The following is a 21,686-nucleotide window of genomic DNA, read 5'->3' as shown; positions in this document are numbered from 1 at the left end:
CCGCCACCGGGCGAACGTCAGGCCGAGGCGGCGTTGTAGAACAGCTGCGAATCGCGCTGCTCCACCAGGGCCTGCTCGATGGCGGCCTGGTGCACCTCGTCGGCGTGTTCCTCGCGCTCCTCGGGCTTGATGCCGAGGCGGGCGAACAGCTGCATGTCCTTGTCCGCCTGGGGGTTGGCGGTGGTCAGCAGCTTCTCGCCGTAGAAGATCGAGTTGGCGCCGGCCATGAAGGCCAGGGCCTGCATCTGGTCGTTCATCTGCTCACGCCCGGCAGACAGCCGCACGTGGGACTGGGGCATCATGATCCGCGCCACCGCCAGGGTGCGGATGAAGTCGAACGGGTCGACGTCCTGTTCCTCGGCCAGAGGCGTGCCCTTGACCTTCACCAGCATGTTGATCGGCACCGACTCGGGGTGTTCCGGCAGGTTGGCCAGCTGGATCAGCAGGCCGGCGCGGTCGTCCAGCGACTCGCCCATGCCGAGGATGCCGCCGGAGCAGATCTTCATACCCGCTTCGCGCACGTAGGCCAGCGTCTGCAGGCGCTCACTGTAGGTGCGGGTGGTGATGATGTTGCCGTAGAACTCCGGCGAGGTATCCAGGTTGTGGTTGTAGTAGTCCAGGCCGGCATCAGCCAGCGCCCGGGTCTGCTCCTGGTCCAGGCGACCGAGGGTCATGCAGGTCTCCAGGCCGAGCTTCTTCACGCCCTTCACCATCTCCAGCACGTAGGGCATGTCCTTGGCCGAGGGGTGCTTCCACGCCGCGCCCATGCAGAAGCGGGTCGAGCCGATGGCCTTGGCCTCGGCGGCCGCCTCCAGCACCTTCTGCACCTCCATCAGCTTTTCCTTGTCCAGGCCGGTGTTGTAGTGGCCGGACTGCGGGCAGTACTTGCAGTCTTCCGGGCAGGCGCCGGTCTTGATGGAGAGCAGGGTGGAGACCTGAACGCGGTTCGGGTCGAAGTACGCGCGGTGCACGGTCTGGGCCTGGAACAGCAGGTCGTTGAACGGCTGCTGGAACAGCGCCTTCACCTCGGCGAGGGTCCAGTCGTGGCGGGTAGCGATGGCGGCGGTTGCACTCATGGGAAGGGTTCCTACGACGCTTGGATGGCGCCTCTTGTCGGAGTGGCCCGGGCCGATAGACCGGGCGTTCAGGCTAAGGGGCATCTTAATTTCGGGTTCGACGCTGTCAACCAGATTCGGGACACAGGTTTACAACTGTGCATTTTATGAACAAAAGAAAACCGCCCCTCTCGAAGGATCGGGGCGGTTCACAGGTGAGGGCGGCCGTAAGGATCAGTCGAGGAAGAACCGATGCAAGCGCTCCAACCGCTGGTTGTACTGGCGCCGGATGGCCAGGGCTTCCTCGAGGTCGACGGCGACGAAGCGCGCCTTCTGGTTCGGCTGCATCTGCGCCATGCGATCCAGGTCCGGGCTGATGACCGTGCCGATGGTGGCATAGCCCCCGCCGGAAACGGCGTCGCGGTGCAGGATGATGGGCTCCAGGCCGCCGGGCACCTGGATGGAGCCGATGGGGTAGCAGGCATCGACGATGTTCGATGGGTCGGACCCGGCACCGAACGGCTGCTCGCGCGGCTCGAACGCCAGCGGCGTCCCGCCCTTGAAGCGGTAGCCGGTGCGATCCGCCTCGGAGCCCACCGTCCAGGTGTCGGCGAAGAACTGCTCCAGCGCCTGCGGCGTCAGGCGGTGCACATAAAGTCCCGGCACCACCCGCAGCGTCATTTCGCCGCCGACTTCGTCCTGCAGCGAGCGTGGCAGGGCCATGCCCTCGCGCCCAAGTCCCGATGCGGGCCCCAGGGGGAGCTGATCACCGGCTGCCAGGCGCCGTCCTTCGAGGCCGCCAATCGCCCCGAGGCCATAGGTGGACCGGCTGCCGAGCACCTCGGGCACTGCGATGCCGCCCTCGACGGCCAGATACCCCCGCGCCCCCGCCTTCAGGTAGTCGAAACCCAGCACCTGCCCGGCACGTACCCGGAACGCGGCGTCCAGGGGCATTTCCTCACCGTCGAGGCGCGGCGTCATGCGCGCGCCGCAGACGGCGACCAGGGCGTCACGCTGGAACTCCAGTTGAGGCCCCAGCAGGGTGCACTCCAGCAGGGCCGCGGTGGGCGCATTGCCCACCAGCAGGTTGGCGGCGCGCAGGGCGAACTGGTCGAGCGCGCCGGAGGGTGGAATGCCCAGGTGGTAATGGCCTTCCCGACCGGCATCCTGGACCGATGTCGCCAGCCCGGGTTTCAGCACCTTAATCATTGAGCACCTCCTGCAGGGCCTGGGTACACGCACGTGGGTCCTGGATGAACGCATCCAGGTCGAAGGTGACCGGACGGATGCGCAGGCTGAAGGTTCCTGCCTCGACCTCGGCCAACGCCCGGTCATAGGCGTCGCGGTCGATGGCCTTGAACTGCACGATGTCGCCGGAGCGGAAGAACACCATGGAGTCCCGCAGGTAATCGAGGCGCTGCTCGGGGTCGTAGATGGGCGCGGGCGTCACGCCGAACATCTGATAGCCACCGGCCCCGCGCACCGAGTAGATACAACCGAAGCAACCGCCGTGGCCCAGGGTGAGCCGGGGCGTATCGGTGCGCGGGCGCAGGTATTTGGGCACCTGCAACTGCCGGTCGCGCTCCACCATCTGGTACATGAAGGGCAGCCCGGCGACGAAGCCCACCATGGAGACGAACCAGGGCGCGCCGCTGTGGGCCTCGATGAAGGCCTGGACGTCGGCATAGCCATTGATGCGCGCGGCGTATTCCAGGTCGGTGGACGCCGGGTCCTGGTGGCGATCGCGGAATCGCATCAGGGTTTCCGCCGTCCACGGGTCGTTGTAGAGCACCGGGATCTCGATGATGCGGGTCTCCAGGCGGCGTTCGGCAACAGCCTGGGCTTCCAGTTGCCGGACCCGTTCCAGCAGCGCCTCCGGCGCGATCACATCCGGGTTGAAGCGCACCTGGAACGAGGCGTTGGCCAGGCAGATGTCCAGCACCCCGGGCAAGGCCTCGCGCTCCAGGGCGCGGGTGATCGCCATGCCGCAGAAGAATGCCGACAGGGACATGGATTCGGACACTTCGGCGAACAGGTGCTCATCTCCGCCGAAGCTGTAGCGCACGGTCTCAGTGTTCATGGGGGGCCTCCACGGCAGCGGCCAGCAGGGCGGCACGCTCGACGAGCCAGGGTTCCAGGGTGCCGGTATCGAACTGCCCGTCGCGTACAGCGGCGTCCGCCAACAGCAGGCGATGCAGCGGCAGGGTGGTGGCCATCCCGGTCAGGCGGGTCGCCGCCAGCGCCTGCTCGGCACGGGCGAACGCCTCGTTGCGGTCGGCGCCCTGAACCACCACCTTGGCCAGCAGCGAGTCGTAGTAGGCGGGCACTCGGTAGCCCTCGAAGAGATGGCTGTCCACGCGCACGCCCTCCCCCTGAGGCCAGCTCAGCGACTGCACCACGCCGGGGCTGGGGAAGAAGTTGCGGGCTGGGTCTTCGGCATTGATGCGCATCTCCAGGGCGGCGCCCTGCAGGCGGATCGCCTCCTGGGACAGGGACAGCGGCTCGCCGCCGGCGATACGCAGCATCCACTGCACCAGGTCCACCCCGGTCACCATCTCGGTCACGGGGTGCTCCACCTGGATGCGGGTGTTCATCTCGATGAAGAAGAACTCGCCGCTCACCGCATCGAAGAGGTATTCCAGGGTCCCGGCGCCGCGATAGCCGATCTGCCGGGCCAGGCGCACCGCGCTTTCACACAAGGCCGCACGCTGGGCCTCGCTGAGCGCCGGGGACGGCGCCTCCTCGAAGACCTTCTGCCGACGACGCTGCAGGGAGCACTCGCGCTCGAACAGGTGCACGGCGTGCTGACCATCCCCCAGCACCTGCACCTCGATGTGCCGCGCCTGGCGGATGAAGCGCTCCAGGTACACAGCGCCCGAGCCGAAGGCCGCCTGGGCCTCGCGCTGGGCCAGCGGAAACTCGCGGGCAAGCTCTTCTGCATCGTGGGCGATGCGAATGCCTCGTCCACCGCCACCGGCCGATGCCTTGATCAGCAACGGGTAACCCACCTCGACGGCGCAGGCGAGTGCCGCCTCGAGGCTGTCCAGCTCGCCAGGCGAGCCGGGCACCACCGGCACGCCAGCGGCCTTGGCGGTGCGCCGGGCCTCGGCCTTGTCGCCCATCTGGCGGATCGTCGCGGCATCAGGGCCGACGAAGACCAGGCCGGCCTCGACCACGGCCTGGGCGAACGCGGCGTTCTCCGAGAGAAAGCCATAGCCGGGGTGGATGGCATCGGCGCCGCTGTCCAGGGCCGCTGCGATCAGCGCCTCGCCGTTCAGGTAACTGCGGTCGGCTCGCGCCGGGCCGATCACCCGGACCTCATCGGCCAGCCGGGCCGGCAAGGCATCGACATCCGCCTCACTGCACGCTGCCACGGTGGGAATGCCCAGGCCCTGGGCCGCACGGATGATGCGCACGGCAATCTCGCCGCGGTTGGCCACCAGCAATTTTCGGATCGAACCGGTCATCGGCCAGCCTCCTCAGTCGTCGCTCTGGATCACGGCCAGCAACTGGCCAGGCTCTACCGGCTCACCGTCGTCCACGTGAAAGGCGACGAGCGTGCCGGCGACCTCGGCGGTCAGCTCCGAGAACTGCTTCATCACCTCCACCAGCCCCAGCACGGCTCCCACGTCAACACGCTCGCCGACACGCACGTAGTCGGCGGCATCCGGGGCGGGCTTGCGATAGAAGGTGCCGGGAAGCGGCGAAAGTACCTGATGTTCAGCCATGTCTTTTCCTCTTGTCGTCATTGTCTGGGCAGGCGTTGGCAGGGGGTCAGCGAGGCGCGCGTACAGCGATCCCGGCAGCGGCCAGGCGCTCCCGGGTGCGCTGGACCAGCGCCAGGGCACCGGGTGTGTCGCTGTGAATGCAGATCGAATCGAAGCGGATCGGGATGTCCTGGCCATTCACCGTCCGCACCTGCCCTTCGCGGCAGGCGCGCAGGACTTTCTCCGCTACCTGGTCCGGGTCCCACGCGGTGACCCGGCGGATGAACACGATGGAGCCGGTCACGTCGTACTCGCGGTCGGCATAGAACTCACGCACCACCGGCTGGCCCAGGGCCTCGGCCCAGCGACAGGTGGCCGAACCATCCATGCAGAACAGCAACAGGGTCGGGTCCACGCGCTGCAAGGTCTCGACGAACAGGCGAGCCGCCTCCTCGTCGCGGGCCAAGTGCATGTAGAGCGCGCCATGGGGCTTGATGTGCTGCAGCGCCAGCCCGTGAAGGCGGGCGAACTCCCGCAGCGCGCCCAGCTGGTAGAGCATGTCGTTGACCAGTTCGGTCGCAGGCGCCGCGATGTGCCGGCGACCGAACCCCACCAGGTCGCGAAAGCCGGGGTGAGCCCCGATCCCGACGCCATGCTGCTTCGCCAGCTCGACGGTGCGGGACATGATGTTGGGGTCACCGGCGTGGAAGCCGGTGGCAATGTTGGCGCTGCTGATCAGGGGCATCAGCTGGGCATCCACACCATCGCCGATGGTCCAGGGCCCGAAACCCTCGCCCAGGTCCGAATTGAGGTCGACCTCGATCATCCGCTGCTCTCCTCGTGCGCTCGACTATCGATGGCGAGACGTTAAGAGCGGGGGCGAGGCATTGGGAAGATCTATTATTCGATACACTGATATCTGAAAAATCGATACCCAAGGGCGTTCCCATGTCATTCACCCTCCGCCAGGTGCGCTACTTCATCGCCACCGCCGAAGTCGGGCAGATATCCCAGGCGGCGATCCACCTGAACATCTCGCAGTCGGCCGTCACCAGTGCCATCCAGGAGCTGGAGAGCCTGCTCGGCGTCAGCCTGTTCATCCGTTCCCCCCAGGGCATGACCCTCACCGACAGCGGCCGACACTTCCTCAACCACGCCTACTCGATCCAGCGCAGCGTGGAGGACGCCCTGAAGAGCCCGCTGCCAGACACCAGCCTCGAAGGCAGCCTGAAGGTGGCCGCCAGCTACACGGTGATGGGCTACTTCCTGCCCTACCACCTGCAGCGTATGGCGCAGTGGTACCCGGGCATCCGGCTCGACCTCCACGAGCAGGAGCGCCAGGCCATCGAGCGCGGCCTGCTGGACGGCTCGCTGGACATGGCGGTGGTGCTGACCGCCAACCTGCGTCACCCGGACATCGCCGCCGAGACCCTGTTCAGCTCCGAACGGCGCCTGTGGCTGCCGAACCGCCACCCGCTCAGCGAACGGGTCTCCGTCGGGCTCGCCGACGTGGCCCCCGAGCCCTTCATCCTGCTGACCGTGGACGAGGCGGACCAGACCGCCCTGCGCTACTGGGAAGCCACCGAATTCCGCCCCAACGTGATCCTCCGCACCAGCTCGGTGGAAGCGGTTCGCAGCATGGTGGCCAACGGCTCGGGCGTCGCCATCCTGTCCGACTTGGTCTACCGCCCCTGGTCCCTGGAGGGGCGGCGCATCGAAACCCTGTCGCTGACCGACGCGGTGCCCTCGATGAGCGTCGGGCTCGCCTGGCGCCGGGACCGCGTCTTCAATGAACCGATGCAGGCATTCCGCGAGTACTTCCGGCATTCCTTCCTGGCGCCGCAGGTGAACAGCCCGCGACGCTGAACCCCCGTCGCCGCCGCGAATCCAATGGCCGAATCCCCCACGCAAGGATCCACCATGGGCACAGAAGGTTTCTTCGGTTGGCTCGGCGAGGCGCTGGGCCGCGCCATCCGCTTCATCGTCGACCTGCTCTCCGGGTTGCTCGGCGGCATCTGGTCGGCAATGGACGACTTCTTCCACGGCCTGGCACGGGCCATCGGAATGGATACCTCGCTGTTCAGCTTCGTCGTGCTGTTCATCGGACTGATGCTGCTGGTGTCCGGCATCCGCGCCCTGGCGAGGAAGGGCATCATCAGCGGCCTCATCCTCACCCTGCTCGGCCTGGTGGTGATGAGCTGGCTCATCCACTGACCCCACAGGACTACCATGGACGGACTCCTCCACCGGCTTCGCCGCCTGGCGCGCAGCCAGGCCCGCTGCCAGCTGTGCCTGGCCACCCTGGAGGGCGATGACGTCCACCCCATCTGCCCCGGCTGCCTGCTCGACCTGCCCTGGCTGGCCGGCCATTGCCGCCAGTGCGCCCTGCCCCTGCCGGCCGACGGGCTGCTCTGCGGCGAATGCCAGCGGCGGCCACCGGCCTTCGACAGCGCCTGCATGCCCTGGCGCTACGGCTTCCCCCTCGACGCCCTGGTCACCCGTTTCAAGCACCGTGCCGACTGGCCTGCCGGGCGCCTGCTGGCGGAGCTGTTCGCCGACCACCTGCGGCACACCCGGCAAGCGCTGCCGGACCTGCTGCTGCCGGTGCCCCTGGCACGGGCACGCCAGCGGGCGCGGGGTTTCAACCAGGCGCAGATGCTCGCCTACTGGCTCGGCCGCTCGCTGCGCCTGAAGGTGGAGGCCGGCTGGCTGCTGCGCCCCCAGGACACCCCGGCCCAGCAAGGGCTGGATGCCGCCACCCGGCGACGCAACCTGCGCCGGGCCTTCGCCCTGGCACCCCGCGCGCGCCCCGCCGGGCTGCACCTGGCCCTGGTGGACGACGTGCTGACCACCGGCACCACCGCCCACGCCCTCGCCAGCCTGCTCAAGCGCGCCGGCGCCGCACGGGTGGACGTCTACTGCCTGGCCCGCACGCCCAAGCCGGGCAGCGTGCCCTGACGGGCGCTTGACGACCGCGCCCCGCTCACTCAGCCTGCGCGCCATGTCCATCGGGCCCCGACCACCATGAGCCAGCTGATCCCCCTCACCCAGCAACTGACCCGCCGCCCCCAGCGCATGGCGCTGCTGGAGCAGATCGCCATCCAGGGCTCCATCACCCGCGCCGCCAAGGCCGCCGGCCTCAGCTACAAGGCCGCCTGGGATGCCATCGACGAGCTCAACAACCTCGCCGAAAAGCCGCTGGTGGAGCGCAGCGTGGGGGGCAAGGGCGGCGGCGGCGCGCGCCTGTCCGCCGAGGGTGAGCGTCTGCTGGCGCTGTTCAAGCGCCTGGAAAGCCTGCAGGCACGCCTGGTGGAAAGCGCCGAGCACGAACAGGATCTGGAGCGCCTGGGGCGCCTGATGCTGCGCACCAGTGCGCGCAACCAGCTCAGCGGCAAGGTGGTCGGCCTGCAGGCCCATGGCCGCAACGACCTGGTGGAGATGGAACTGCCCGGTGGCGCCCGGCTGAAGGCGCAGATCACACACGACAGCACCGAGAAGCTGGAGCTGGCACTGGGCGTCAGCGTGGTCGCGCTGATGAAGGCCGGCTGGCTGGAAGTGCGCCCGCTGCACGCGCCCGCGGATGCCCACCTGAACGCCCTGGAGGGCCGGATCGAGGCCATCGTCCCCGACGCGGAAGGCCCCAGCGAGGTGCGCATTGCCCTGGGCAGCGGCCAGACCCTCTGCGCCCTGGCCGAACCGGCCCGCCTCGCCGACGACGGCCTGCAGCCCGGCCAGCTGGCGCGGGTGCTGTTCGACCCCGGCCAGGTGCTGCTGGGCACGGCACTCTAGCCCGGCGGTTTCGGCAGGCCGGCGCGCGACCCGCTAGACTGTGCGCCCATCCGCTGGAGCCGCCCCATGTCCCATCCCTTTGACGCCCTCACCCCCGACCTGGTCCTGGATGCCGTGGAGAGCCTGGGCTACCTCAGCGATGCCCGGGTACTGGCGCTGAACAGCTACGAGAACCGCGTGTACCAGGTGGGAATCGAGGACAGCGCGCCCCTCATCGCCAAGTTCTACCGGCCCGAGCGCTGGACCGACGCCGCGATTCGCGAGGAGCACGCTTTCACCCTGGAGTTGGAGGAACACGAAGTGCCGGTGGTGGCGCCCCTGCGCTGCGAGGGCGAGACGCTGTTCGAGCACGCCGGCTTCCGCTTCGCCCTGTTCCCCCGTCGCGGCGGCCGCGCCCCGGAGCCGGGCAACCTCGACCAGCTCTACCGCCTCGGCCAGTTGCTCGGCCGCCTGCACGCCGTGGGCGCGACCCGGCCGTTCCAGCATCGCGAGCAGCTGGCTGTGGACAACTTCGGCCACGCCTCGCTGCAGACGCTGCTGGAAGGTGGCTTCATCCCCAAAGGCCTGCTGCCGGCCTACGAATCGGTGGCCCGCGACCTGCTGAAGCGCCTCGACAAACTGTTCGCCGAGGTGCGCTACAGCCCCATCCGCCTGCATGGCGACTGCCACCCGGGCAACCTGTTGTGCCGCGACGAGGCGTTCCACGTCGTCGACCTGGACGACTGCCGCATGGGCCCCGCCGTGCAGGACCTGTGGATGATGCTGGCCGGCGAACGCCAGGAGCGGCTGGGGCAGCTCTCCGAGCTGATGGACGGCTACCAGGAGTTCCACGACTTCGACCCCCGCGAGCTGCCGCTGATCGAAGGCCTGCGGGCCCTGCGCCTGATGCACCACAGCGCCTGGATCGCCCGCCGCTGGGACGACCCGGCCTTCCCCATGCATTTCTCCTGGTTCGGCAGCGAACGCTACTGGGGCGACCAGGTGCTCACCCTGCGCGAGCAACTGGCGGCCCTGGACGAGGAGCCGCTCAGGCTGTTCTGAGGGGGCTCACTCGTCCTCGTCGAAGACGAAGGCGTAGCCGTCCTCCATCAATTGTTCGAGGTAGCGTTCGAAGCTCGGCGCGATCACCGCGTAGGAATCGGGGTCGTGCAGGAAGCGCACGACCTGCCCCACCGCACCGCCCGGCGCCGGGTCGAAGTCCAGGTACAGCAACGAGGTGCCGCCATTGTTCATGCAGTGGGAAAAGCACAGGCGGCGATCCATCGGCAGCGCCGGGTCGATGCCGGCGCCGATCAGCTCCGGAAACTCGTCCAGGTAGCCGTCGTAGACCTGGAGGATGCTGTCGGTACGGCGACGCTCGGCGAGCATCTGCTCCACCGAGAGCAGGTAATAGGGGTACTCGAACACGTCCGAGCCGAGAATCAGCTCCTGCAGCATGACCCCGCCGTGGTCCTGCCAGTAGGTGCCGTTGATGCGTCGGAGCAGCGCCAGCAGGCTGTCGGGCACCTGGGGATAGGCGGCACGCAGCGCCTCCAGCTGGGCGGGCGTGGCCCCCAGGGCCTGGCCCAGGCGCTGACGGGACTCGGGGGGCAGGGCCTGCTCCAGGCCTTGCAGGTAGCGTTCGACGACGGTCATGGCGCACTCCTTGGGAAACCGGCGTGCAGTGTGCCAGCCGCCGGGCGGCATTGCCGCGACCGCCCTCCCACGGCACTGCGGAACCCCGTGCCGACCGCAACGTCACAGACAAGCGCCGGTACGCGCCCTAAAATGGCGCGCTTCCCTCAACCTGCCCGACCAAGGACGCCTGATGGCCACCGCCAATCCCCGCCGGGGCTATGCCCTGGGCCTGACTGCCTATGTCATCTGGGGACTCTTCCCGATCTACTTCAAGCTGCTCGAGCGCATTCCCGCCCTGGAGATCATCACCCACCGGGCCATCTGGTCCGCCCTGTTCGGCGCCTTGCTGCTGGCGGTGTGGAAGCACCCGGGCTGGTGGCGGGAGCTGCGCGAGAACCCGCGTCGCTTCGCCATCCTCGGCGCCAGCGGGTTGCTGATCGCCAGCAACTGGCTGGTCTACGTCTGGGCGGTGAACAACGGCCGGATGCTGGAAGCGAGCCTGGGCTACTACATCAACCCGCTGGTGAACGTGCTGCTGGGCATGCTCCTGCTCGGCGAGCGCCTGCGCCGCCTGCAGTGGCTGGCGGTGGGCCTGGCGGCCGTGGGCGTGGCCCAGCAGATCTGGCAGGTGGGTGCGCTGCCCTGGGTGTCGCTGACCCTGGCGCTGACCTTCGGTTTCTATGGGCTGATCCGCAAGCAGGCGCCGGTGGCTGCGCTGCCGGGCCTGGTGGTCGAGACCTGGCTGCTGCTGCCCCTGGCCCTGGGCTGGCTCTTGCTGCACCCGGAGGCCAGCACCGGCCAGGCGGGGTTCTGGAGCGACCCGCAGGCCCTCTGGCTGGTGGCTGCCGGCCCGGTGACCCTGGTGCCGCTGGTGTGCTTCAACGCCGCTGCCCGCCACCTGCCGTACACCACCCTGGGCTTCCTGCAGTACCTGGCGCCGACCCTGGTGATGCTGCAGGCGATCTTCCTGTTCGGCGAGCACTTCGACCCGAACAAGCTGGTGGCCTTCTGCTGCATCTGGGCCGGCCTGGCGATCTACAGCGTCGACGCCTGGATGACGCTGCGCCGCAACCAGGGTTGAGCAATAAGTGAACGATGGGCTGCACGCCGCTGCTGGCGAGGGCTGCAGCCGTCGATCCCGAGCTTATCCACAGGCCCGTCCACGGCGGATGTGCACAAGCCCGGCGAGCTGATCAGTTTCCGACCAGCCGCCTGCAGTCCACGCCTGGCAAGGCCTGCGGCGGAGCATCCCCAACTTGTCCACAGGCTTGCCCCGGTTTTCCGTGGGTAAGCCTCAAGCGTCGGCGTTGAGCGTCAGCTCCACCATCAGGTCATCGGCCAGGGTTTCCAACTGCGCCTGCAGGTCATCCAGCGACAGCGCCAGGGGCACGGCCAGGGTGGCCTCGGCGCGGAACAGCGGCTCGCTGCTCATGGGCGCCGGCACCACCTCGGTCTGCAACTGCTCCAGGTTGACCCCGTGGCGGGACAGCAGGTGGGTGATGTCACGGACGATGCCGGGGCGGTCGTTGCCCACCAGCTCCAGGTGGATGGTCTGCCAGCCGCTGGCCGGCTCGGTGCCACTGTCTGCCAGCATCACGCGGATGCCGTGCGTCTCCAGCCCCTGCAGGCCCGCCACCAGCTTGCCCTGGCCCTCGGCGGGCACGGCCACCCGCAGGATGCCGGCGAACTGCCCGGCCATCCGCGCCATGCGGCTTTCCAGCCAGTTGCCGCCGTGGGTGGCGATGCACTGGGCGATGCGCTCCACCAGCCCGGGCTGGTCGGCGGCGATCACGGTGAGTACGAGATGGTGCATGTCAGTCTCCTTGGTGCGGGGTCGCTCAGCGGCGATCCAGGCTCAGCCAGTAGGTCAGGTACACCTCGTCCCGCACGTAGCCGAGCCGCTCGTAGAGCGCCTGCCCGGCCAGGTTGGTCCGCGCGGTTTCCAGCTGCAGGCCACAGGCGCCGGTGGCCTCGCCATGGGCGCGGGCGGCGTTCATCAGCCGTTCGCCCACCCCCAGGCGGCGCGCCGACGGGGCAACGAACAGGTCACTGAGCAACCAGGCCGGTGCCAACGCCAGGGAGGACATGAAGGGATAGAGCTGGACGAACCCCAGGGCATGCCCGGATTCGTCGCGGTCGATGAGGATCACCGAATCGCCGCGTTCCAGGCGCTCGCCGAGGAAGTGGCGGATCTCCTGCAGCGGGCGGGGCACCCGGTAGAAGTCCAGGTAGCCACTGAACAACTGGCTCAGCTCATCCAGGTCAGCGGCGGTCGCAGCGCGTACCGTCATGGTGGGGCTCCTTTTTTGTAGTGGGGGCAGTATAGAAAAGAGCTGAAGGTAGTGGCTGATGACGCTGTCAGATGCTGCGACGCCGGGTCGCAGCGCCGCGAAAATCGTGATCGTGTACGGTTTGAAGATTTATCTGGAACAATCTATCGGTTTTTTGAGAACATTCTTGCCCCGCAGTGACCGTAAGTGGTTTTTCGGTCGCATAGCGACGCCCGACCCTGTTTTTTGTGACGGGTTCATGTAGTATGCCGCGGCTCGGACTACAAGCTTTCAGGCACGGTCCAGAGCGGATATTGAGCAGAGTGAGGCAAGCAATGACTGAGCGCGTTCAAGTCGGTGGCCTGCAGGTCGCCAAAGTCCTGTTCGACTTCGTGAACAACGAAGCCATCCCCGGAACCGGCATCGCTGCCGACGCGTTCTGGGCCGGTGCGGAGAAGGTCATCAACGACCTCGCGCCGAAGAACAAAGCCCTGCTCGCCAAACGCGACGAACTGCAGGCCAAGATCGACGCCTGGCACCAGGCCCGTGCCGGCCAGGCCCATGACGCCGTGGCCTACAAGGCCTTCCTGCAGGAAATCGGCTACCTGCTGCCCGAACCGGCCGACTTCCAGGCCAGCACCCAGAACGTCGATGAAGAAATCGCCCGCATGGCCGGCCCGCAGCTGGTGGTGCCGGTGATGAACGCCCGCTTCGCCCTGAACGCCGCCAACGCCCGCTGGGGCTCGCTGTACGACGCGCTCTACGGCACCGACGTGATCAGCGAAGCCAACGGCGCCGAGAAGGGCAAGGGCTACAACAAGGTCCGGGGTGACCTGGTCATCGCCTACGCCCGCGCCTTCCTCGACGAAGCCGCGCCGCTGGAGTCCGGCTCCCACGTCGACGCCACCGCCTACACCGTCAAGAACGGCCAGCTCGCCGTGAGCCTGAAGAACGGCAGCGAGACCGGCCTGAAGAACGCCGCGCAGTTCATCGCCTTCCAGGGTGACGCTGCCAAGCCCGCCGCCGTGCTGCTCAAGCACAACGGCCTGCACTTCGAGATCCAGATCGACCCCACCAGCCCCATCGGCCAGACCGATGCCGCTGGCGTCAAGGACGTGCTGATGGAAGCCGCCCTGACCACCATCATGGACTGCGAGGACTCCGTCGCCGCCGTCGACGCCGACGACAAGACCGTCGTCTACCGCAACTGGCTGGGCCTGATGAAAGGCGACCTCGCCGAGGAAGTCAGCAAGGGCGGCCAGACCTTCACCCGCACCATGAACCCCGACCGCGTCTACACCAAGGCCGACGGTTCCGAGCTGACCCTGCACGGCCGCAGCCTGCTGTTCGTGCGCAACGTCGGCCACCTGATGACCAACCCGGCCATCCTCGACGCCGCCGGCAACGAAGTGCCCGAGGGCATCCAGGACGCGCTGTTCACCAGCCTCATCGCCCTGCACAACCTCAACGGCAACACCAGCCGCAAGAACACCCGCACCGGCTCGGTCTATATCGTCAAGCCGAAGATGCACGGTCCGGAGGAAGTCGCCTTCGCCACCGAGATCTTCAGCCGCGTCGAAGACGTGCTGGGCATGCCGCGCAACACCCTCAAGGTCGGCATCATGGACGAGGAGCGCCGCACCACCGTCAACCTGAAGGCCTGCATCAAGGCCGCCGCCGAGCGCGTGGTGTTCATCAACACCGGCTTCCTCGACCGCACCGGTGACGAAATCCACACCTCCATGGAAGCCGGCGCCATGGTGCGCAAGGCCGCCATGAAGAGCGAGAAGTGGATCGGCTCCTACGAGAACAACAACGTCGACGTCGGCCTGGCCACCGGCCTGCAAGGCCGCGCGCAGATCGGCAAGGGCATGTGGGCCATGCCGGACCTGATGGCCGCGATGGTGGAGCAGAAGATCGGCCACCCGCTCTCCGGCGCCAACACCGCCTGGGTCCCCTCGCCCACCGCCGCTACCCTGCACGCGCTGCACTACCACAAGGTCGACGTGTTCGCCCGTCAGGCCGAGCTGGCCAAGCGCACCCCGGCCTCCGTGGACGACATCCTGACCATCCCCCTGGCCCCCAGCACCGACTGGACCGCCGAGGAGATCAAGAACGAAGTGGACAACAACGCCCAGGGCATCCTCGGCTACGTGGTCCGCTGGATCGACCAGGGCGTCGGCTGCTCCAAGGTGCCGGACATCAACGACGTCGGCCTGATGGAAGACCGCGCCACCCTGCGCATCTCCAGCCAGCTGCTGGCCAACTGGCTGCGCCACGGCGTGATCACCCGCGAGCAGGTCGAGGAAAGCCTCAAGCGCATGGCCGCCGTGGTGGACCGCCAGAACGCCAGCGACCCGCTCTACCGCCCGATGGCACCGAACTTCGACGACAACGTCGCCTTCCAGGCCGCCCTGGAACTGGTGGTCGAAGGCACCCGGCAGCCCAACGGCTACACCGAGCCGGTGCTGCACCGCCGTCGCCGCGAATACAAGGCCAAGAACGGCCTGTAAGCACAGCGCACCGCGTTGAAGAAACCGCCCTTCGGGGCGGTTTTTTTATGCACCCCACCTCCAACGCCGTCATGGGCTCGCGTAACGCCTGCGCACAGTTTTGTGTACAAAAAACCCAAAGCGCCCCGCGACTGGGCACGCCAAAACTGACTCGTAAGTCAATGATCGACAAGGAAAATTCAATCCATTCCCGGCAGCCCTCGCCACGCCTGGCGTGAGAGCACGCGCAGCACTCAGATGAGCGCCAACGCCCGGAAAGTGGCATGGAACTCGCAATTGCACACAACTCAAACAAACTGTGCATACAGGCCGAGCCGACCATGAACCCAACCCCCGCCCATGTCGCCGCTGCACCCGGTGCCGCCACCGCGCCCACCGCCGCCTCACCCCAGCAAGCCGCCCTCAGCCCCCGGCTCTACAGTGCCGACCTCGCCCCCACAAAGGCCGAGGGGCGCCGCTGGGGGCGCTACAGCCTCTTCGCACTGTGGACCAACGACGTCCACAACATCGCCAACTACTCCTTCGCCATCGGCCTGTTCGCCCTCGGCATGAGCGGCGCGCAGATCCTCGCCGCCTTCGCCCTCGGTGCCCTGCTCATCTACGGCCTGATGAACCTCTCCGGCTACATGGGCCAGAAGACCGGCCTGCCCTACCCGGTGATGTGCCGCATCGCCTTCGGCATCCACGGTGCCCAGTTGCCGGCGCTGATCCGCGCAGTGATTGCCATCGCCTGGTTCGGCATCCAGACCTACCTCGCCTCGGTGGTGCTGCGGGTGCTGCTCACCGCCCTGGCGCCGGAGTTGCGGGCCTACGACCAGGACAGCCTGCTGGGCCTGTCCACCCTGGGCTGGCTGACCTTCCTCGGCATCTGGTGCGTGCAGCTGCTGATCTTCGCCTACGGCATGGAAATGGTGCGGCGCTACGAGTCCTTCGCCGGGCCGGTGATCCTGGTTACCGTCGCCGCACTGGCCAGCTGGATGTACGTCCGCGCCGGGCTGCGCATCAGTTGGTCCACCGGCCAGCAGGCCGAAGGCGCCGGCCTGTGGCTCAAGGTGTTCAGCGGCGCCGCGCTGTGGGTGAGCCTGTACGGCACCATGATCCTCAACTTCTGCGACTTCTCGCGGAACTGCCCGGACCGCCGCACCATCAGCCAGGGCAACTTCTGGGGCCTGCCGGTGAACATGCTGCTGTTCGGGCTGATCGCCGTGGTCCTCGCCGGGGCCCAGTTCAGCCTCGACGGCACGCTGATCCAGAGCCCCACCGACATCGTCGCCGCCATCCCCCACACCGGGCTGCTGGTGCTCGGCTGCCTGGCCTTCCTGATCGTCACCGTGGCGGTGAACATCATGGCCAACTTCGTCGCCCCGGCCTATGTGCTCACCAACCTGGCCCCGCGCGTGCTGAACTTCCGCCGCGCCGGCCTGCTGGCCGCCACCCTCGCCGTGGTGATCCTGCCCTGGCACCTCTACAACAGCCCCGGCGTGATCCTCTACTTCCTCGGCGGCCTGGGCGCCCTGCTCGGCCCGCTGTACGGCATCATCGTCGCCGACTACTACCTGGTGCGCCGGGGCCGGGTGAACCTGCCGGAGCTGTACTCGGAGGCCCCCGAGGCGGCCTACCACTACCACCGCGGCATCAACCTGCGGGCCCTGGCCGCCTTCGCCCCCTCGGCGCTGATCGCCATCGTCCTCGCGCTGCTGCCGGCCTTCGAGAGCCTGTCGCACTTCTCCTGGTTCTTCGGCGCCGGGCTGGCGGCACTGATCCACGTCGCGCTCGCCGATCGCCGGCAGCCGTTCGTGGAGGTTTCGGGGGAATCCATCGCGGTGGACAGCGTCCACCACTGAACGAAGAACGCCTGGGCCGCTCGGATCAGGCGCTCTTCAGGGCGAGGCAGGTTTCGACGGCCGCTTCTTTCGGCCTGGGCCGCCTCCGGACGACCTTCGGCTCCGGCGGCGTCCCCAGCTCATTGCGCGCCAGGGTGGTCAGGTGGGCCAGGTCGGGCGGCCCCAGCAGGAAGTCCAGCACCTTCAGGTGCAAGGCCTCCACCGCATCCTGCACCGTCGCATCGCCCGCCATCATCACCACCGGCAGGCTGGCGCGGGCCGACTGGCGCACCTGGCGCACCAGCTCCAGGCCGCTGCCGTCCGGCAGGTGCAGGGCGCACACCAGCAACCCGATGGAAGAACGCGAGGCCAGCAGCTCCAGCGCCTCGGCACGGCCGGGCGCGTGCAGGCAGCGCAAGCCGAGCCCCTGCAGCGCAGCGGCCAGCCGTGGATACAGCGCATCGTCGCCGTCCACCAGCAGCACCGACGCCTGGTGCGGGCCGCGCACCAGTTCGTCCAGCGCGAGCAGTTCTTCTTCACTGAGCAGATCGCCGTAACTCATCGCGTCACCTATGCCCGACTCCCGGCCCGCCCACCTCATGGACGGCCAACTAGGGTGGGATAACGCCGCTTCGGCGGAGTTCCCTTGGCCCGCCGGACGGTCGCCGCCCCTTCCTATACTTACGTCCAATGGGCAGCCCCGGCCCCCAGCCACGACCATGCCGGGACAACAAGAGACACGCGGAAGCACGGCATGAGCACGACAGGCAACGCCTTCGAGCAGGCGGGCAAGCTCGCGGTGATGCAGAACGTCCACGGCACCATGGAGTTCCTGCAGAAGTTCCCACCCTTCAACCAGATGGAAAGCGCCCACCTGGCCTTCCTGGTGGAGCACTGCCTGCTGCGCTTCTATGCGCGCGGCGACTCCATCATCAAGCCCGGCGACGGGCCGGTGGAGCACTTCTACATCGTCAAGCAGGGCCGGGTGGTGGGCGAGCGCCCGCATTCGGCCAAGCGCGGCACCGAAACCACCTTCGAGATCGCCACCGGCGAGTGCTTCCCCCTCGCCGCCCTGCTGGGCGAACGCGCCACCCGCACCGAGCACCTGGCCGGCGAAGACACCTTCTGCCTGCTGCTGGACAAGGCCGGCTTCGTCAAGCTGTTCGCCCTCTCCAACCCCTTCCGCGACTTCGCCCTGCGCGGCGTCAGCAGCCTGCTGGACCAGGTCAACCAGCAGGTCCAGCTGCGTGCAGTGGAGACCCTCGGCGCCCAGTATTCCCTCGACACCCGCCTGGCGGAGCTGGCCGTGCGCCAGCCGGTGGCCTGCCCGCCGCACATGCCCCTGCGCGAAGCGGTGCGGCTGATGCACGAGAGCCAGGTGGGCAGCATCGTCATCGTCCAGGGCGACGAGCGCCCGGTGGGCATCTTCACCCTGCGCGACCTGCGCCGGGTGATCGCCGACGCCTGCGCCGACCTCGACCAGCCCATCGCCGAGCTGATGACCCAGCAACCCTTCCACCTGCCGCCCGGCGCCAGCGCCTTCGACGCCGCCATCGCCATGACCGAGCGCCACATCGCCCACGTCTGCGTGGTGGAGGACGGCCGCCTGCAGGGCGTGGTCTCCGAGCGCGACCTGTTCTCCCTGCAGCGGGTCGACCTGGTGCACCTGGCCCGCACCATCCGCCACGCCGGTCGCGTCGAGACCCTCGCCGCCCTGCGCGCCGACATCCGCCGCCTGGTGGACAGCATGCTCGCCCACGGCGCCAGCTCCACCCAGATCACCCACATCATCACCCTGCTCAACGACCACACCGTGTGCCGGGTGATCGAACTGACCCTGGAAGAGATGGGCGACCCCGGCGTGCCCTTCACCTGGCTCTGCTTCGGCAGCGAAGGGCGCCGCGAACAGACCCTGCACACCGACCAGGACAACGGCATCCTCTTCGAAGCCGCCGACGACGCCGAGGCCGCCCTGTTGCGCGGGCGCCTGCTGCCGCTGGCCGAACGCATCAACCAGGCCCTCGCCACCTGCGGCTTCGAGCTGTGCAAGGGGCGGATCATGGCCGGCAACCCCGAGCTGTGCCTGTCGCGCAACGAATGGCGCCGGCGCTTCACCGGCTTCATCCGCGAGGCCACCCCCGAGAACCTCCTGGCCTCCAGCATCTACTTCGACCTGCGCGCCGTCTGGGGCGAGCACGACGGCTGCGACCAGCTGCGCCGCGAGATGCTCGCGCAGGTCGCCGACAACAGCCTGTTCCAGCGCATGATGGCCGAGAACGCCCTGCGCCAGCGCCCGCCGGTAGGCCGCTTCCGCGACTTCGTGGTGGCCCGCAAGGGCGCCGAGAAAGACACCCTCGACCTCAAGGTCCAGGGCCTCACCCCCTTCGTCGACGGCGCCCGCCTGCTGGCCCTGGCCAACGGCATCGAGAGCGGCAACACCCTCGACCGCCTGCGCCAGCTGGTGCAGCGCGAAGTGATCGACGCCCAGGACGGCGCCGCCTTCGAAGAGGCCTACCACTTCATCCAGCAGACCCGCATGCAGCAGCACCAGCAACAGGCCCGCCAGGGGCTCCCGCTGTCCAACCACCTCAACCCCGACAGCCTCAACCACCTGGACCGGCGCATCCTTCGCGAATCCTTCCGCCAGGCCCAGCGCCTGCAGGCCAGCCTGGCGTTGCGCTACCAGCTATGAATGCCTTCTCCTGGTTCACCCGGCGCCAGCGCCCGGCCCTGACAGACGACCAGCAGCAGCGTCGCGACGCCCTGCCCGCGCCCCAGGCGCTGGACGACCGGCCCCTGGCCGAGCAGCGCTTCGTGGTGCTAGACCTGGAGACCAGCGGCCTGGACATGAGCCGCGACCTGGTGCTGTCCATCGGCGCGGTGAGCATCGAGGCCGGCGCCATTCCCCTCGGACGGGGCTTCGAAGCGACCCTGTACCGGAACGCCGCCACCTCCCCCGCCGTGCTCATCCACGGCATCGCCCCCAGCGTCTCCGCCGCCGGCCTGGCGCCGGCCGAAGCCCTGCTGGACTTCATGGACTACCTGGGCGACAGCCCGGTGCTGGCCTTCCACGCCCCCTTCGACCAGCGCATGCTCGCCCGCGCCCTGCGCCAGGACCTGGGCCTGCGCCTGCGCCACCCGTTCCTCGACATCGCCGAACTGGCCCCCCTGCTCTGCCCCGACGCCGGCATCCGCAACGGCGGGCTGGACCAGTGGGCCGAGCATTTCGGCCTGCAGGTGCAGCAACGCCATCACGCCAGCGCCGATGCCCTGGCCACCGCCGAGATGGCCCTGATCCTCTTCGCCCACGCCCGCCGCCAGGGGCTGGACAGCCCCGCCGCACTGTCCGCCGCCCTCGCCCGGCAGCAACGCCGCCAGCAGCAACCCGGGTTCTGACCGGCCGACGGCCTGCAATTGCGGCACTTCGCCGCCATCGGCATAATTGCGAATCATTCTCGCTCATGATTCGTACTCAGCCGGAGGTGGCCGTGTCGTCGGTGGACCCCACAAACCAGGAACTGGCCGGTGCCCTGTACCGTGACCACCGCGCCTGGCTGCTCGGCTGGCTGCGCCGCAGCCTGGACAACCACCACCGTGCCGAAGACCTCAGCCAGGACACCTTCGTCCGCCTGCTGGGCAAAACCGACCTCGGCCAGGTGCGTGAACCCCGCGCCCTGCTCACCACCATCGCCCGTGGCCTGCTGGTGGACCACTTCCGCCGCAGTGCCCTGGAGCAGGCCTACCTGGAAGCCCTGGAACACCTGCCCGAACCCACCCAGCCGAGCCTGGAGGAACAGGCGCTGATGCTCGAATCCCTGCGCGAGATCGACCGCCTGCTCGGCAGCCTCTCGGCCAAGGCCCGCGCCGCCTTCCTCTACAACCGCCTGGACGGCCTCGGCCACGCCGAGATCGCCCAGCGCCTGGGCGTCTCCGTGCCCCGCGTGCGCCAATACCTCGCCCAGGGCCTGCGCCAGTGCTACATCGCCCTCTACGGAGCGCCGCAATGAACCCGGCGCCGGTGTCCGCCCGCGTGCTGGACGAAGCCATCCACTGGCAGCTGTGCCTCGGCTCCGGCGAAGCCAGCGCCCAGGAACGGGCCGAATTCAACCTCTGGCACGCCGCCAGCCCCGAGCACGCCCTCGCCTGGTCGCGGCTCAACGGCCTGGATGCGCACCTGGGCGCCGCCAGCAGCGCACCGGCCCGCCATGCCCTGCTGGAGGCTCCGCGCCGCCGCCTGCGCAGCAGCGGCAGCGTGCTCGGCCTGTGCCTGGCCGGCGTGCTCGGGATGCTCCTCGCCCAGCAGCACCGCCCGCTGGGGGACTGGCTGGCCGACGAAATGACCGCTAGCGGCGAGCAGCGCCAGCTGCAACTGCCGGACCACAGCCAGGTGCGCCTGAACAGCCGCAGCGCCCTCGACATCCAGTTCGACGGCCCCCAGCGCAGGCTCTACCTGCGCAGCGGCGAGATCCTCGTCGAAACCGCCCACGGCGACCCGCGCCCCTTCGTGGTCGCCACTGAACAGGGCGAACTGCGCGCCCTCGGCACCCGCTTCCTGGTGCGCCGCGAAGGCCAGGCCACCCGCCTGGTCGTGCTGCGCTCCGCCGTCGCCGCACACCCCGCGCAGGCCGAGGACGAACGCATCATCGGCGAAGGCCAGCAGGTGCTGATGCAGGCCGACGCCCTGGGCCGCAGCGAGGCCGCCCCGGTAGGCGCCGACGCCTGGAGCCGCGGCATGCTGGTCGTCGACAACGTCCGCCTGGCGGATCTGCTGGAGCAGCTCGGCCAGTACCGCCGTGGCTACCTCGGGGTCGACCCGGCGGTGGCCGACCTGCGCATCAGCGGCAGCTTCCCCCTCGGCGACACCGACCAGGCCCTGGCCGCGCTGCCGCCCAGCCTGCCGGTGCGCATGCAT

The 21,686-nt window shown here is 68.5% G+C and carries 22 protein-coding genes; 12 read left to right on the top strand and 10 right to left on the bottom strand.

The window, feature by feature from the left end; genetic code table 11:
- Nucleotides 1-17: 17 nt before the first annotated feature.
- The 6 genes from bioB to SZ55_RS22375 form a co-directional block, all read right to left on the bottom strand.
- Nucleotides 18-1,076: a biotin synthase BioB gene (gene bioB, locus SZ55_RS22400; protein ID WP_044411911.1), complete on the bottom strand. Its 1,059-nt coding sequence runs from the start codon at nucleotides 1,074-1,076 to the stop codon at nucleotides 18-20.
- 213 nt (nucleotides 1,077-1,289) lie between these two features.
- Nucleotides 1,290-2,264 (bottom strand): biotin-dependent carboxyltransferase family protein, encoded by a 975-nt coding sequence (locus SZ55_RS22395; protein ID WP_044411908.1) that lies wholly within the window; start codon nucleotides 2,262-2,264, stop codon nucleotides 1,290-1,292.
- Nucleotides 2,257-3,135, bottom strand: coding sequence for a 5-oxoprolinase subunit B family protein (locus tag SZ55_RS22390; RefSeq protein WP_044411906.1), 879 nt, complete (start codon nucleotides 3,133-3,135; stop codon nucleotides 2,257-2,259). Before SZ55_RS22390 ends, SZ55_RS22395 begins: the two co-directional genes overlap by 8 nt.
- Entirely contained in the window at nucleotides 3,125-4,522 is a 1,398-nt protein-coding gene (locus SZ55_RS22385) for an acetyl-CoA carboxylase biotin carboxylase subunit (protein WP_044411903.1), read from the bottom strand. Before SZ55_RS22385 ends, SZ55_RS22390 begins: the two co-directional genes overlap by 11 nt.
- Before the next feature lie 12 nt (nucleotides 4,523-4,534).
- Nucleotides 4,535-4,783: an acetyl-CoA carboxylase gene (locus SZ55_RS22380; RefSeq protein ID WP_044411900.1), complete on the bottom strand. Its 249-nt coding sequence runs from the start codon at nucleotides 4,781-4,783 to the stop codon at nucleotides 4,535-4,537.
- A gap of 46 nt (nucleotides 4,784-4,829) precedes the next feature.
- Nucleotides 4,830-5,588 carry a 5-oxoprolinase subunit PxpA gene (locus SZ55_RS22375; protein ID WP_044411897.1) on the bottom strand — a complete coding sequence of 253 codons (759 nt, stop codon included), beginning with the start codon at nucleotides 5,586-5,588 and terminating at the stop codon, nucleotides 4,830-4,832.
- 122 nt (nucleotides 5,589-5,710) lie between these two features.
- Between SZ55_RS22375 and SZ55_RS22370 the strand changes: the two genes are divergently transcribed.
- The 5 genes from SZ55_RS22370 to SZ55_RS22350 all read left to right on the top strand — a co-directional run bounded on the left by SZ55_RS22370 (nucleotide 5,711) and on the right by SZ55_RS22350 (nucleotide 9,592).
- Entirely contained in the window at nucleotides 5,711-6,628 is a 918-nt protein-coding gene (locus SZ55_RS22370; RefSeq protein ID WP_044411895.1) for a LysR family transcriptional regulator, read from the top strand.
- Nucleotides 6,629-6,682: 54 nt separating this feature from the next.
- Nucleotides 6,683-6,976, top strand: coding sequence for a hypothetical protein (locus SZ55_RS22365; protein WP_044411893.1), 294 nt, complete (start codon nucleotides 6,683-6,685; stop codon nucleotides 6,974-6,976).
- Nucleotides 6,977-6,991: 15 nt separating this feature from the next.
- Nucleotides 6,992-7,720, top strand: a complete 729-nt coding sequence (locus SZ55_RS22360; RefSeq protein WP_152644534.1) for a ComF family protein — start codon at nucleotides 6,992-6,994, stop codon at nucleotides 7,718-7,720.
- 66 nt (nucleotides 7,721-7,786) lie between these two features.
- Nucleotides 7,787-8,551: a TOBE domain-containing protein gene (locus SZ55_RS22355; protein WP_044411891.1), complete on the top strand. Its 765-nt coding sequence runs from the start codon at nucleotides 7,787-7,789 to the stop codon at nucleotides 8,549-8,551.
- 66 nt (nucleotides 8,552-8,617) lie between these two features.
- Nucleotides 8,618-9,592, top strand: a complete 975-nt coding sequence (locus tag SZ55_RS22350; RefSeq protein ID WP_044411889.1) for a serine/threonine protein kinase — start codon at nucleotides 8,618-8,620, stop codon at nucleotides 9,590-9,592.
- Between the two features lie 6 nt (nucleotides 9,593-9,598).
- Here SZ55_RS22350 and SZ55_RS22345 read toward each other — a convergent pair whose 3' ends face one another.
- Nucleotides 9,599-10,186 (bottom strand): SMI1/KNR4 family protein, encoded by a 588-nt coding sequence (locus SZ55_RS22345; protein WP_044411886.1) that lies wholly within the window; start codon nucleotides 10,184-10,186, stop codon nucleotides 9,599-9,601.
- 172 nt (nucleotides 10,187-10,358) lie between these two features.
- Between SZ55_RS22345 and rarD the strand changes: the two genes are divergently transcribed.
- Entirely contained in the window at nucleotides 10,359-11,249 is an 891-nt protein-coding gene (gene rarD / locus SZ55_RS22340; RefSeq protein WP_044411883.1) for an EamA family transporter RarD, read from the top strand.
- A gap of 213 nt (nucleotides 11,250-11,462) precedes the next feature.
- On the opposite strand, the gene SZ55_RS22335 is transcribed toward rarD, so the two are convergent.
- Entirely contained in the window at nucleotides 11,463-11,981 is a 519-nt protein-coding gene (locus tag SZ55_RS22335) for a glycine cleavage system protein R (protein ID WP_044411880.1), read from the bottom strand.
- A 25-nt stretch (nucleotides 11,982-12,006) separates the two neighbouring features.
- Nucleotides 12,007-12,459, bottom strand: coding sequence for a GNAT family N-acetyltransferase (locus tag SZ55_RS22330; protein ID WP_044411878.1), 453 nt, complete (start codon nucleotides 12,457-12,459; stop codon nucleotides 12,007-12,009).
- A 314-nt stretch (nucleotides 12,460-12,773) separates the two neighbouring features.
- On the opposite strand from SZ55_RS22330, the gene SZ55_RS22325 reads away from it, so the two are divergent.
- Nucleotides 12,774-14,951, top strand: coding sequence for a malate synthase G (locus SZ55_RS22325; RefSeq protein WP_044411876.1), 2,178 nt, complete (start codon nucleotides 12,774-12,776; stop codon nucleotides 14,949-14,951).
- 320 nt (nucleotides 14,952-15,271) lie between these two features.
- Nucleotides 15,272-16,795, top strand: coding sequence for an NCS1 family nucleobase:cation symporter-1 (locus tag SZ55_RS22320; RefSeq protein ID WP_044411873.1), 1,524 nt, complete (start codon nucleotides 15,272-15,274; stop codon nucleotides 16,793-16,795).
- A 25-nt stretch (nucleotides 16,796-16,820) separates the two neighbouring features.
- On the opposite strand, the gene SZ55_RS22315 is transcribed toward SZ55_RS22320, so the two are convergent.
- Nucleotides 16,821-17,336, bottom strand: coding sequence for a response regulator (locus SZ55_RS22315; protein ID WP_044411870.1), 516 nt, complete (start codon nucleotides 17,334-17,336; stop codon nucleotides 16,821-16,823).
- A gap of 192 nt (nucleotides 17,337-17,528) precedes the next feature.
- On the opposite strand from SZ55_RS22315, the gene SZ55_RS22310 reads away from it, so the two are divergent.
- From SZ55_RS22310 to SZ55_RS22295, 4 genes are all read left to right on the top strand, one after another.
- Nucleotides 17,529-19,466 (top strand): putative nucleotidyltransferase substrate binding domain-containing protein, encoded by a 1,938-nt coding sequence (locus SZ55_RS22310; protein ID WP_044411868.1) that lies wholly within the window; start codon nucleotides 17,529-17,531, stop codon nucleotides 19,464-19,466.
- Nucleotides 19,463-20,170 carry a 3'-5' exonuclease gene (locus SZ55_RS22305; RefSeq protein ID WP_044411866.1) on the top strand — a complete coding sequence of 236 codons (708 nt, stop codon included), beginning with the start codon at nucleotides 19,463-19,465 and terminating at the stop codon, nucleotides 20,168-20,170. Before SZ55_RS22310 ends, SZ55_RS22305 begins: the two co-directional genes overlap by 4 nt.
- 65 nt (nucleotides 20,171-20,235) lie before the next feature.
- Nucleotides 20,236-20,781 carry an RNA polymerase sigma factor gene (locus SZ55_RS22300; RefSeq protein WP_177329743.1) on the top strand — a complete coding sequence of 182 codons (546 nt, stop codon included), beginning with the start codon at nucleotides 20,236-20,238 and terminating at the stop codon, nucleotides 20,779-20,781.
- Nucleotides 20,778-21,686, top strand: a 909-nt coding sequence (locus SZ55_RS22295; RefSeq protein WP_044411860.1) for a FecR family protein, incomplete at its 3' end; no start/stop codon positions are given. The genes SZ55_RS22300 and SZ55_RS22295, both read left to right, overlap by 4 nt.

The sequence above is a fragment of the Pseudomonas sp. FeS53a genome (genome assembly GCF_000931385.1).
Taxonomy (GTDB): Bacteria; Pseudomonadota; Gammaproteobacteria; order Pseudomonadales; family Pseudomonadaceae; genus Metapseudomonas; species Metapseudomonas otitidis.
This window is presented reverse-complemented; position numbering and strand designations above follow the sequence as displayed.